The 11,812-nt window shown below is 67.0% G+C and carries 10 protein-coding genes and 1 pseudogene; 6 read left to right on the top strand and 5 right to left on the bottom strand.

Annotated elements, in window-relative coordinates; translation table 11 throughout:
* The first annotated feature begins 41 nt into the window (after nucleotides 1–41).
* The 3 genes from ABZ172_RS03975 (at nucleotide 42) to ABZ172_RS03965 (ending at nucleotide 2,590) form a co-directional block, all read left to right on the top strand.
* Nucleotides 42–830 (top strand): SDR family oxidoreductase, encoded by a 789-nt coding sequence (locus ABZ172_RS03975; protein WP_356879921.1) that lies wholly within the window; start codon nucleotides 42–44, stop codon nucleotides 828–830.
* 88 nt (nucleotides 831–918) lie between these two features.
* Complete coding sequence (locus ABZ172_RS03970) at nucleotides 919–1,764, top strand: tryptophan 2,3-dioxygenase family protein (protein ID WP_356879919.1); 846 nt, start codon at nucleotides 919–921, stop codon at nucleotides 1,762–1,764.
* Nucleotides 1,754–2,590, top strand: coding sequence for an alpha/beta fold hydrolase (locus ABZ172_RS03965; protein ID WP_356879917.1), 837 nt, complete (start codon nucleotides 1,754–1,756; stop codon nucleotides 2,588–2,590). The genes ABZ172_RS03970 and ABZ172_RS03965 overlap by 11 nt, the downstream gene beginning before the upstream one ends.
* Before the next feature lie 673 nt (nucleotides 2,591–3,263).
* Here ABZ172_RS03965 and ABZ172_RS03960 read toward each other — a convergent pair.
* Complete coding sequence (locus ABZ172_RS03960) at nucleotides 3,264–4,934, bottom strand: DUF262 domain-containing protein (protein ID WP_356879915.1); 1,671 nt, start codon at nucleotides 4,932–4,934, stop codon at nucleotides 3,264–3,266.
* Nucleotides 4,935–5,221: 287 nt separating this feature from the next.
* Between ABZ172_RS03960 and ABZ172_RS03955 the strand changes: the two genes are divergently transcribed.
* On the top strand, nucleotides 5,222–5,434 hold the full coding sequence (locus ABZ172_RS03955) for a hypothetical protein (RefSeq protein ID WP_356879913.1): 213 nt from the start codon (nucleotides 5,222–5,224) through the stop codon (nucleotides 5,432–5,434).
* Nucleotides 5,435–5,685: 251 nt separating this feature from the next.
* Here the strand turns inward: ABZ172_RS03955 and ABZ172_RS03950 are convergent, their stop codons facing one another.
* Nucleotides 5,686–5,955, bottom strand: a complete 270-nt coding sequence (locus tag ABZ172_RS03950; RefSeq protein WP_319173773.1) for a hypothetical protein — start codon at nucleotides 5,953–5,955, stop codon at nucleotides 5,686–5,688.
* Between the two features lie 820 nt (nucleotides 5,956–6,775).
* Between ABZ172_RS03950 and ABZ172_RS03945 the strand changes: the two genes are divergently transcribed.
* Nucleotides 6,776–6,955 (top strand): hypothetical protein, encoded by a 180-nt coding sequence (locus ABZ172_RS03945; RefSeq protein WP_356879911.1) that lies wholly within the window; start codon nucleotides 6,776–6,778, stop codon nucleotides 6,953–6,955.
* 80 nt (nucleotides 6,956–7,035) lie between these two features.
* Here ABZ172_RS03945 and ABZ172_RS03940 read toward each other — a convergent pair whose 3' ends face one another.
* The gene (locus ABZ172_RS03940) at nucleotides 7,036–7,845 is read right to left on the bottom strand and encodes an SAM-dependent methyltransferase (RefSeq protein WP_356879909.1); all 810 of its coding nucleotides are present in this window, start codon (nucleotides 7,843–7,845) and stop codon (nucleotides 7,036–7,038) included.
* 89 nt (nucleotides 7,846–7,934) lie between these two features.
* The gene (locus ABZ172_RS03935) at nucleotides 7,935–9,584 is read right to left on the bottom strand and encodes a SpoIIE family protein phosphatase (RefSeq protein WP_356879907.1); all 1,650 of its coding nucleotides are present in this window, start codon (nucleotides 9,582–9,584) and stop codon (nucleotides 7,935–7,937) included.
* 627 nt (nucleotides 9,585–10,211) lie between these two features.
* On the opposite strand from ABZ172_RS03935, the pseudogene ABZ172_RS03930 reads away from it, so the two are divergent.
* A pseudogene (locus tag ABZ172_RS03930) lies at nucleotides 10,212–10,644 on the top strand (PIN domain-containing protein); the annotation flags it as partial.
* 243 nt (nucleotides 10,645–10,887) lie between these two features.
* Here ABZ172_RS03930 and ABZ172_RS03925 read toward each other — a convergent pair.
* Entirely contained in the window at nucleotides 10,888–11,682 is a 795-nt protein-coding gene (locus ABZ172_RS03925) for an alpha/beta hydrolase (protein WP_356879905.1), read from the bottom strand.
* Nucleotides 11,683–11,812 lie beyond the last annotated feature (130 nt).

Below are 11,812 nucleotides of genomic sequence, written 5' to 3'. Positions count from 1 at the left end.
GCTCCGGTACCCGACACACCCGTGCGTGACAGGAGACGAAGTTGACCACCGACATGAGGCACGAGGGCAAGACCGCGCTGGTCACCGGCGGCAGTCGTGGCATCGGCCGGGCGATCAGCCGACGCCTGGCTCGCGAGGGCGCCCTGGTCGCGATCCACTACGGACACGACCAAGCGGCGGCCGAGCGGACGGTCAAGGAGATCGGTGCCGAGGGCGGCCGTGCGTTCGCCGTCCGGGCCGAGCTGGGCGTGGACCGTGACGCCGCCACTCTGTGGGAGGCCTTCGACCGCGCTCTGGCCTCGCAGGAAGCCGGAACCGGCATGGATACGGGTCTGGACATTCTTGTCAACAATGCCGGGATCACCGTTCCGCGTACCATCGCGCACGTGACCGAGGAAGACTACGACCGGGTTTTCGCGATCAACACGAAGGCCCCCTTCTTCATCGTCCAGCGCGGTCTCGACCGGCTACGCGACGGCGGCCGGATCGTGAACGTCTCCTCCGTGGCCACCCGGGTCGGCTTCCCCGCGATCGTCGCCTACACCATGACCAAGGCCGCCTTGGACTATCTCACCCTCAGCCTCGCCACGGAGCTGGGCCCGCGCGGCATCACGGTGAACAGCGTCGCGCCCGGCTTCACCGAGACGGAGATCAACCCCACCCTCAGCATCCCGGAGATCCGGCAGCGCTACTCGGATGCCTCCGTCTTCGGCCGCCTCGGCCGGCCTGCGGACATCGCCGACGTCGTGTCGTTCGTGGCGAGCGACGACGCCCGCTGGGTGACCGGCCAGTGGATGGACGCCTCGGGCGGCGTCCATATCGGCGTCTGAGACTGCGGCCCGTCCACCGAACCGCCGCACCCACGCACCGCTGCTCAGCCGCACCGCCGCACCGCCGCACCGCCGTATAAGGAGTGCCATGACCGACAGCACGTCCGCCGTCGCCGAGCCGGCCGCGGACTCGACCTTGACCCGGCCCTTTCAGGGTCCGAGCCCCTACGACGAATACGTGCACGCGTCCGTGCTGAACGCGCTCCAACAGCCGCTGACGGAGGCGGCGGATGAGATGGGATTCCTGGTCACCACGCAGGTGATGGAACTGTGGTTCACGCTCGTGGTGCACGAGTGGCAGGCGGCCCGGGAAGCGTTCGCCAAGGACAACCTCGACGCCGCGACGGACGCAATCATCCGCAGCGGCCGCGCCCTGACCGCACTCAACGCCTCCTGGAAGCCCATCGCCGCGCTGACCCCCACGCAGTTCAACTCATTCCGTGAGGCGTTCGGCAGGGCATCGGGTTTCCAGTCGGCCATGTACCGGCACATGGAGTTTCTCCTCGGTCAGAAGAACGCAGGCCTCCTGAACAACCACCGTGGCGACTCCTCCGTCCACGAGGCGCTGACTGAGACGTATCGCGCGACGTCCCTCTACGACGAGGTACTGCGCTTTCTGCGCCGGCGAGGACTGCCCGTCCCGGAAAAGGCCGTGGAGCGGGACCTGACCGCCCCGTATGCTGCGGATCCGGGGGTGGTCGAGGCGTGGCGCGAGATCTACGCCACACCCCGCCACGAGCTGCAGGCCTTGGGTGAGCAACTCACCGACATAGCCGAACTGGTGGAGCGCTGGCGCTTCGACCACGTCATGGTCGTACGCCGTGCCATGGGAGCCAAACCCGGCAGCGCCGGCTCAGCCGGCCTGGCCTGGCTGGAGCGGCGCGCGTCTCGCCCGGTCTTCCCTGAACTATGGACGGTGCGCAGTGAACTCTGAGACGGCGAGGACCGAGAGGACGATCTCCGCATTCGCGGCCGAGGAGGAGCGACGGGTCCTGAGCCTGAAACCGGTTCTGGCACCGTCGCACGGCCGATACGGGGATCACCCCCATCAGGTCTACGACGCGTGGCCGTCCGACGATCCCGACGCCCCGCTGGTGATCCTCCTGCACGGCGGGTACTGGCGCTACGACCGGATGCACCTCACCCCGTTCGCGGCCTACCTCTCCCAGCAGGGCTTCGACGTCTTGCTCCCCGGATTCCGCAGGTCAGGTGGCGCGGGTGGCTACCCGGAGACGTTCGACGACGTCGCGCGGATCGTGGACACCCTGCCTCAAGGACGCCCATACGTCCTCGCCGGCCACTGCTCCGGCGGCCACCTCGCCCTGTGGTGCGCGGCTCGGGGGCTGCTACCCGCCGACTCGCGTTGGCACACCACCCTCGACCTGCCGACGAGCGTCCTGGCGCTCGCCCCGCTGACCGACTTGGCCGCGACCCGGCACGACGACCTGAGCAACGGCGCCGCCGTGCAGCTCCTCGGCGGGGAAGCCTTGTTCACGGAGCGAATGAACGCGGTCGACCCACTCACGCTGCTGCGCGAGGCGGGCACGACCGGAGTGCCCACCGTGCTCCTGCACGGCGCCGCTGACGAGGAAGTGCCGCTCACCCAGTTCAGCGACTACGCGGCCGTGCACCACGACCTGCGAACGATCGCACTAGCGGGCACCGGTCACTACACGCTCATCGAGCCGGGAGCGCCCGGCGCCCGCACGGTCGCCGACATCCTCCGGGAGATGCCGGCGGCCCACAGGAAGGAGGTGTGACCGAGACGACCCTTGCCGCAACGATCGGCGACGAGGCTGCGAGGGGAGTGGAGGACACCGACCTGCCTCTGCCAAGGACCTGATGAAGACAATCGATCAATGCGACACTCCGCAGTTTCACATGCGGCTTCCAGCACCATCGTTCCGAGCCGTAGCAGGGGCATCGGTGCCGCGGTCCGCGCGCGTCTCGCGGTCGACGGCCGTGACATCGGCACGGGATTTCGCTCGCATGAGGCGGCCGCCGAAGAGGTCGCCACTGCTGTCATCGTCGCCGGGCACAGATGTCTGACCGTTCGTGTTGACACCGTCGGCGAGAACGATGTCGACAGACGTTCGACGTGGCAGGGCAGAACAGCCTGGGGTTGTCTTAACGGAGTTTGGTGGAGTCGAGTCAGCGACTTAGGCAACTGCGGCGCATGCGCCGAGCGCCTAATGGCACGCCGGTTCGGTGTCGTGTCGTACGCGCGAGGCTCCCCACAGGCGGTCGCTTCTCAGAAGGCGGTTCACGAGCCTTTGAGTGGATCTGCTACCGCCTGATGAACGTCCAGCCCCTGCTGGACGCCCTGGACCTGCAGGGAAACGCCGCCCGGGCCCTGGCGGACGGCCTCCGTGCACAGAGATCGGCCGTTGTGCCGGCCGGTCGAGCCCCCGCCCCAACGACGCGCTTCGTGACTTACAGGCGCCACTCCTCCGCCAGCAGCCCGAGGAGTTCCGACTGGCGCTTCTCCAGGTGCTCCGGTGTCCATGTCTCCTGCCCCAGAACCTGCGTGGTGAGGGGGAAGGTGACGACGCCCCGCTTGAGGTAGCGCTCCTTCTTGGCGGTGAAGTCGAGGTTCTGCACCTGTGAGTTCTTCGCACGGCTGAGCAGCACCAGGTTGGCCAGCCGGTGTGTCCACAGGGTGCGTTGGTCTGCGGTGAAGTCCGCGCGCCACTGCGATTCCGGACCGGGGTTCTGGGGAAGCACGTGCTCGACCGTGATACGCGGGGCGTCGTAGGTGGCCACGATGTCGTCCTCGGCGACTAGCTCGTCGAGCCGAAGCAGGATGAACCGGCGTGTTCGCAACTCGTGGTAGACCTCGCCGTCGAGCCGGCGCAGTGTCTCGGCCCGCTCGGTCTCCGTCAGCTGGAGGGCCGGCGCTTCGAGGCCTTTGCCGGTGTTCAGTTCCGTGAGGAGATCGGCAAATCGGAATACGCGTGGAGTGGTGTAGACGCGTCGGACGAACATGCTCGCAGCGAGACGCTCCAGCAGCCGGAGGAAGGCCCCCAGCCACAACGGATCGTCTCCGTGGGACCGGAGCGCCCAGAGCGCGGCGGGCCACCAGTCGTTGTTGTCGAGCTGCAGCAGTCTGCGGAACCACAGGTTGACCTGGTCCGAACCGCTTCCGGCCGCGTACGCTCTGTCCCGGATCACCGCGGACGCCTCGGCGTAGGGAACGAGTACCTGGTTCACGAACTCCTCTGCCCGTCCGCCCTTGTAGTGGACCAGCACCTGGCTCTGGAACTCCTTGAGGAGTTCCTGCCGCGCCCGTTCGCCGGAGAAGATCATGCGGATGTGGAGGAAGAGGTCGGAGAAGTCCTCGCGGCCAAGGCTCTCCTCCGCGTCCTCCCACCGCCTGGCGTAGATCTCCGATACCTCCTCGTCGATCTCTCCGATGATCTGAGCCTTGAAGATGTCGGCAGGTGACAGGTCCAGCCCCCGGGAGTTCATGACGCTGAAGATCCGGTGAGCACTGTCCAGATCGGGAGTGCTCACCGCGACGAGGAAGGTCTGGACTCCCATCAGCTTGCACAACGAGAGGCGCTGCTCGTCGCTCCAGGAGGCCAGAGTGGTATGCAGCGCCCGCGCGTTCGCCTGAACAGCCCTCTGCGCGTCCGTCTTGAGGTTGTGCGGGTTCAGGTCCAGAAGCGTCTCGATGGAACCGGCGGTCTGGATGTGCTGGTGGAAGAAGTCGGCGTCTCTGGGGCGCAGAGTGAGCCGGGGTTTGGCCTTCAACCCAAGAACCGTGTTGCCCGGCTCGGAGATCATGGCGATCAGATTGGTCACCACGTCGGCCTGCTGAGCCAGATCACGCAGAACAGCCAGCAGGGTGGTCAAGGTGGTCAGACGCTGCTGACCGTCGATGACGTCTGCCCCGGCGGTGCGACTGTCCTTGACGAGCACCAGTGAGCCGAGAAAATAGGGTTCTCCGTCGCCCCTCAGGAGGGCTTCCTCAAGGTCCGCGAGGAGTTGCTGAGCCTGCTCGGGCTGCCATGCGTACGGACGTTGGTAGTCCGGGATCCTGAAGTCGTAGTCACTGCAGAAGACTTTGTGCAGCGGTACTTCGCGCGCTTCGAGCTGAGCCATGATCACCATCATTCCGCACCGTGGGCATGCTCCGCAGCGAAGTGCAAGAAGACGGGGGCCCGGCGCTGCGCCCGCCCGTGTGCCTCGTCATGTGGGCGCGGCGATCGGGGGCGTGGCCGAGTCCGGGCAGAAGTGCGGCCGGACGATGCATGTCATCGGCACAGGCGGCATCGGCGGAATGGGCCGCACTGGCCGTCGGCGCAGGTGAGAACCGCGCCACCGGCGGGGAAGGACCCGGCGCTGGGCCCCAGCTCCACGGTCACGTCTCCCGCGCCCACCGAATCGGCTTGAAGGAGTTCCGCGAGGACGTCGTGCGGGTCGCGCGCAACCGTGAGCGCGGCGTCACGCTGGAACAGATCGCCGCCGGCTTCGGCGTCCACCCGATCATGCTGTCGACGTGGCTGCGCCGACACCGACGAGGGCGCCAGAGACGCCTGGACCGTCTGAGCCCCGTTGAGTTCGAGATCATCGTGACCCCACCACCAGCTTCGGCTGCGTGAACTCCGCTGTCACCATCCTGCGGCAGCCCCGAGCTTGGACAACATCCTTTTGCCGGAAGTCGCCCCTCGGGTACCTGATGCACCGCAACAGGCCTGTCCTTTCCGGGGGGACTTCGTGCGTCTCCGGAAGGGGTTGTGGGACCGAGCCACACCCGGGGCGCTCACGAGGTCCCGTATTGCCCTTTTACGGAGCTCGCGAAGGCGACAGTCGTGGAGCCTGCTACGTCGGTCCTCCAGTTGCACGTCCAGAATCAGCCGAGACCAGACGAGACCAGCAGCACGAACAGGGCAATGGGTGAGAGCAACATCGTCGACACGTGCGCGAGCAGAGCTTTTGGCATGCGCAGCACGGCGAAAGACGTCGCGCCTACCACCAGCCAGCCGAAGTACAGCTTCCCGGCGGACTGCCAAGCAGCTGTCTCCTCCGCTCGGGTGGTTGGCTCCGTACCGACGACCCCTATGGACGCAAGGAGCAGCACGGCACACACAAGCAGGTCACCGAGAACGACGAACGCAGCCACCGGCCCGCCCGTGAGCTTGGCTTGGCCCCAGGGTCGTATAGCACTCATAAGATCCGGAGCCTACCCGTGCCGGCCTGACCGGTGGAACCGCGGCTTCGGTCGTCCAGACCGGTGTGATCACGTACACATCCCCACCGGCAAACAACTCATCGAGGATGGTGTTGTACCGCCCCAGGACAATGGCGTACTCGGTTTCGTCCTCTGCGTATCGCTTTGACTCCGGCAGGCTGTGGAAGCGCACGCAGACACCCCGGTAGGGGCCGCGGAGCTTGTACGCAACCGGCGGGCAGTCGGGCCAACGCCGCTGCCACCGGTCCGTCAAGACCGTCCCTACGCCTCCAAACACCTGCCTCACGCGTCCTCTCGGGCATGAGCTCCTGTCGACGACCATGATGCCCGGCGCCTCCACACCAAGAGAAACGACCTTTAAGTGACGCATGATCAGAACGAGCGTCATTTCAGCGTCAGGATATCGCCCGTAACACCCACACCACACATCAAGCGCACACGCGAAACTGCAGATCAGGATCCCTTCGCGGCCGGTTCGAGGATGGCGACACACTCCACATAGTGCGTCATCGGAACGACGTGACCGATAGTCGATGTGAGAGAAAATGCAAGTCAGACAGGATTTGCCTGCTCTGCAGGCGGGCTTTCAGGGCGCGGGCGTCAAACGAGCGTCACAACGGCGTGTCGTGGAGCCCCGTCCGCGGCGGTGCTCGCACACCAGCGACCGGACCGGGTCCCCCGCACGCACCACGGCATGCGGTCGGGACGCTGGCGTGACCGGAAGAACAGGTCGCTTGAGCAGGCTCTGGGTGTGATCCTCGCGGAGATCGAAGAGCGTGCGGTGGAAGACGTGAAGCACAACAAACGACGGGAGTGTGAGTCCCGCTGGCGGGCAGCCGTGGAGGAGGCGAAGAAACTCGCGCTTCGAGAACAACTCGCCATGGGGCTCCGCGATGAGGCCGCAAGGCGCTCTCCTCGTCGGCGGCGGTGATGCCGAGTGCGACGTGCCCGGGCTCGCTGACGTGGCGGGCTGCGATGACGGAATGCATACCCGGTCGACGTCGCGGCTGCTCAGGGTTTTTTGGCGATTGCCCCGTACATGGCGATGTCGCTGCCGTTGATGCCGTTCTGTTCAGGGCCGGGGCGCCAGGAGTGCACCTGGGTGACCCCCGGCTCCTGCAGTTCCAGGCCGTCGAAGAGCGAGGTGGCGGTGGCGAGTTCGCGCAGTACGAAGGGCATGCCTTGCTGGCGGTACTCCTGGGCGACTTGGTTGACCTCCTCGGGTGCGAAGTCTGCGGTGCCGATGGTCATGGCCAGGTAGCTGCCGGACGGCAGTGGATCCAGCAGCTTGGCGATCAGACGCCGGTCGTCGGGCGGCAGGATGAAGTGCATGATGCCGATCACCATGAGGCCGACGGGCCGGCTCAGGTCGATCAGCTCCCGGAACTCGGGGCTGTCCAGGATGGCGTCGGGGTCGTGCATGTTCGCGTCCACGTAGGCGGTTGCGCCCTCGGGTGAACTCTGCAGGAGGGCGCGGGCGTGAGCGAGGACGATGGGGTCGTTGTCGACGTAGACCACGTGGGATTCCGGAGCCACTTCCTGCACGATCTCGTGCAGGTTCGGCGACGTCGGCAGGCCGGTTCCGATGTCGAGGAACTGGCGGATGCCCCGTTCCTCTGCCAGGAAGCGGGCGGCTCGGTGCATGAACCGGCGGTTTTCCAGCATGTGCACGGGCAGGGCGGGCCAATGCCGGGCCATGGCGTCGCCCGCTTCCGCATCCACGGGGTAGTGGTCTTTGCCGCCCAGGATGTAGTCGTACACCCGGGCGGAGTGGGCACGTGTGGTTGCCAGTCCGTCCTGACGGTCGTTCGGCGTGTTCATACAGAGCCTCTTTCGTCTGGGGACGGGCCTTCTCGACGGTATAGAGGCACTGTTCCGGGTGCAAACGATGAGGTGCTCGGTCAGGGTCGTCACGAGTCCGGGCGGGCTTGCAGGGCGATGATGGCGATGTCGTCTCGGCGGTGGTGAAGAGGTGGGAGAAGGCCGCGGATCAGGGAGCGCAGCGGAGGGCTTCGGCGGGCCAGCGCGTCGGTGCGTTCACGCAGCCTTCGGAGGTTGTCGCCGATGTCCGTGTCCGGCGTCTCCACCAGCCCGTCGGTGTAGAACACCAGGGTGTCGCCCTCGAGCAGGTCTGCGTAGAGGGTGGCGCGGGTGAGGCTGTCGGTGACGCACAGGGGCGGGTCCGGGGCTGTGAGGTCGTGCAGATACCGCGACGGCGCGTCCGCCGGGATCAGCAGGGGCGGCGGGTGCCCGGCGTTGGACAGGGCGATGTACCAGCCGCCGTGTGTCCGGCGGCGCAGGACCGCGTGTACCGCCGTGACCATCGCCGGGCTGTCGAGCGCCTGCACGATGCGGTCGAGACGGCTCAGGGTGACCGCAGGGCTGGCGGCCGGGCCGCTGTCGTACGCGAGTCCCCGCAGGATGCTGTTGACCCGTGCCATCGCCATGGCCGCGTCGAGGTCGTGCCCCGCGATATCGCCGATGGACAGGGCGAGGGCGTCGGCGGAGAGCCGGACGGCGTCGTACCAGTCCCCGCCGACCTCCGCCGCCGAGTCCGCCGGATGGTAGAGCGCGGTGATCGTGAGACCGTCGATGGAGGGCGGGGCCGCCAGGAACGACTGCTGCAGCGCAAGCGCCCTGCCACGGATGCTCTGCAACTCCATCGTCCGGCGCAGCGGCCCGCTCATCTGCTGAAAGAGGTCCCGCAGCAGCGAGAGGTCGGCCTCGTCCGGAGGCGGGTTGCCCCGACAGGTCGCGATCGTCGCCAGCGCGACGGTCCGGCCGTCCACCACCACGGGCACCAACGCCACGCCGGTCGCCCCGGCCTCCCGCAGCCACCGCACGGAAACGTCCGAGAGCCCGTCCCCGGAAGGCCCGTCAGGGGGGAAGGCCAGCAGGCTGGCCTCCTGGCTCTCGATCGCCCGCTGGGCGACCGGACCTAGCACAAAGTCGGCGTCGAGCGGGGGCAGGGAAGGCAGCCCGGGGGCGATCCCCACACGCTCCGGCGACGTTGCGGCCGGTGCGTCGGCGGGCCGCACACCGGCCTCGACGCCGTCCACGAGACGGAAGATGGCCACCGCGTCAGCGAGCTCGGGCACAACGGCTGCGGCCGTCGTCAGAAACGCCTCCGAAAGATCGCGGGCCGCGGGCACCGCCGCCATACGAGCCAGCAACTTCTCCCGCATACGGCCGCGCCAGTGGTCCTCCGCGTCGGTGGCCGTTCCAACAAACTCCACCTCACCGTCCTCGTCGACGACGGGCGCAGCGATGATTTTGACGTGGCGGAAGCGGTCGACGGCACCGTCGAGCCGCACCCTGACGATCGTATCGAGAGGGGACCGCTGCTGCGTGGCCCTGCGCCACGCCCGCTGGAACCAGTCCCGGTCCTTGGGATGCACGGCATCCATCCACGAGGTATCAGTGCCGGGAGCCCACAGCTTCTCGGCGATCCCGCCTCCGGACAACACGGTGACGACACCGCCGGGCGACATCACCCACACCGACTGCGGCACGGCTCCCATGAGCGCCTGGTACCGCCTGAGGAGACGCTCCTCGTTCACGGCCGTCCCCTCCGCCGCCGGGCCGACGAGCCCGAGGACCGGGCCGGCGGCACGGCACCGCCTGCGGCCTGCCCTGAGCGCCTCCGCCCGTCCCGCTCTCCGGACGGCGCCAGTGGATCATCACCACGCATGCTCCGATAGTCCCTCGCATCCCCCACATCAGCACACCCAGGCGCTCCGCGCGACCACCGAGCCTTGCGGCGGCCGACGGCGCCGCGGTACGTACCGTCGGCCGCAGAGTGCACTCGCACGAGGAGCCAGCCGGCCTCTGGAGTGGGCGGAATGGAGCCTGCGGAGGAAACTGGGGTCGTGCCAGCTTCGTCTGGCCCGCGTGGGCGGGATGAGCTGTCGACCGTGACGCTCGTCTGATGCTCCGGACGCACTCACGCTGTGCGGGGGAGCTGGAGAGGTGGCTCTGACCTGGCCTTTTCCATGACGTGCTCAGGTTGACATCTTTTCGATGACACATCACGTGGAGCCAGCGATCGGGTAGCGTGGAGGTTGCCTCGACGGAGGTTGATGGATACGAACATCGACAACGCGGACCGGCAGGTGCGACTGAGCTTCCTGGGGTGAGGTGCGTGACGCTGTGGCGGATGCCGTGCGCCGTGAGACCGGTGCCGGCGCGTGATCATCGTCATCGCGGACACGTCCGGACTGCTTGCGGCCCTCGACTCCACCCACCACGAGCATCAGGTATTCAGCGGAGCGATCGTGATGGCCGGCCTGCTCGTGATGTCGCCGCTGCTGCTCGCGGAGATCGATCACGTGGCCGCTCGGGGACTCGGTCGTGAAGCCGCGCTCAGCGTGGTCCACGAGATCCGGAGCCGGGTGCGGCCGAGTCGCCGTCCCCGAGATCACGAAGATCACGAAGGACCGTCTGGGGGGCGCCCAGTCCGTGCGTGCCCGCTACCGGGACTTGGCGGACGCTGCGAACGTGACCCTCACCGCCGACTACGACACCGACGCCGTCCTCACACTCGACCGCCGCGGCGTTCGAGCGGTGCGCCCGCTGGGCCGTCACAAGGCGTTTCGGGTTCTCCCGGACAGCCTTCCCCTCCGAACCCGGCGGCTCGGCACGTCGGTACCGCAGTGGCAGGAGGTACCGCGTCGGTGCCCGGGCTGACCCGAGACCGGAGTTCGCCTCGGAAACACTTGACATGCGAACCGGTTCCCGGGGGACTTCTCCTCTCTCTGCTTCCTCTGTCCGCAGGGCGATCCTCATGCGGCGCACCGAGGCTGAGGTGCACGCTGTGACGATGTGGGCCCGTACCGCGTGCGCCGGGCAGGGCTTCCGTCGTCCTCAGCCGGCCTGTTCAGGCGCGGCGTGCAGAGATGTCGAGACGAGTGGCCCAACCGGATCGGTTTGTGTGGCCGTGACCAGGAGGCTCGCGAATTCTGCTGGTCGGCTCAGCCAGGGGGAGTGACCTGTGTCGATCTCCAGGGGAACCACCCCCAGGCGCTTCGCCTGCAGGCGCGCCAGGGCGGGAAAACAAGTCGTGTCCTGCAAGCCCATGATGAAGCTGCGTGAGAGGGTGTGCTGCTTCCAGAAATTCGGGACCGATATGGGTATCCCCAGAGGTGCCAACGGCTCCGGAACGAGTTTCGGGAAGACCCATTCGATGAGCTCTTCGGGGCAGTCGTTGTAGAATGCGGCAACCGCGCCGGGGCGTTCGAAGTAGAACGCCTGGTTGTCTTCGGTCATCCGCATGTAGGTTTCCAGCGTCGTACCGCTTCCGGCGGGCACGGACTCGCTGGTTCCGGGGTTCGCCGTCTCTCTCTCGAAAGCAAGCGGCATCCCCTCGACGGGCAGAATTCCCGCCACCAGACAGAGATGCGAAACCAGATCCGGCCGCTCGTTCGCAGCGAGGGCGGCGATCACACATCCCGATGAATGTCCGACGAGCACGTCGCCAGGTTCCATGAGTTCGACGACGGCCTCGCGATAGGATTCGAGTGTGGCTGTTTCGTGGAGTCTGCTTCCGTGGCCGGGGAGCTCCACCGGCACCATTTCGTGGCCTAGCTTGACCATTTCGGGTTTCACGAAATCCCAGGCCCATGCTCCATGGCAGCCGCCGTGAACGGCCAGAAAACGCATCAGATACCTTCATATGGAATTGAGTCACCAGGTGAGGTCGATTCCCGGGAGTGGCCACCAGGTTTCGCGCACGAGTGACAACGTAGGTGAAATGGCCATGCAATGCTCGGATTTGGCTGCTGCGAGGCGG

This window comes from Streptomyces sp. NPDC006296 (assembly GCF_040613235.1).
In the GTDB taxonomy this organism is placed as follows: Bacteria; Actinomycetota; Actinomycetes; order Streptomycetales; family Streptomycetaceae; genus Streptomyces.
The sequence above is the reverse complement of the archived record's forward strand: the minus strand, read 5'-3'. Positions and strand labels throughout refer to the sequence as shown.

What these genes read in the sequence shown, in the direction of transcription:
- ABZ172_RS03970 (WP_356879919.1), top strand. Translation starts at nt 919, where the DNA reads ATGACCGACAGCACGTCCGCCGTCGCCGAGCCGGCCGCGGACTCGACC.
- ABZ172_RS03960 (WP_356879915.1), bottom strand. Translation starts at nt 4,934, where the DNA reads ATGGCTCAGCTCGAAGCGCGCGAAGTACCGCTGCACAAAGTCTTCTGC.
- ABZ172_RS03940 (WP_356879909.1), bottom strand. Translation starts at nt 7,845, where the DNA reads ATGAACACGCCGAACGACCGTCAGGACGGACTGGCAACCACACGTGCC.
- ABZ172_RS03925 (WP_356879905.1), bottom strand. Translation starts at nt 11,682, where the DNA reads ATGCGTTTTCTGGCCGTTCACGGCGGCTGCCATGGAGCATGGGCCTGG.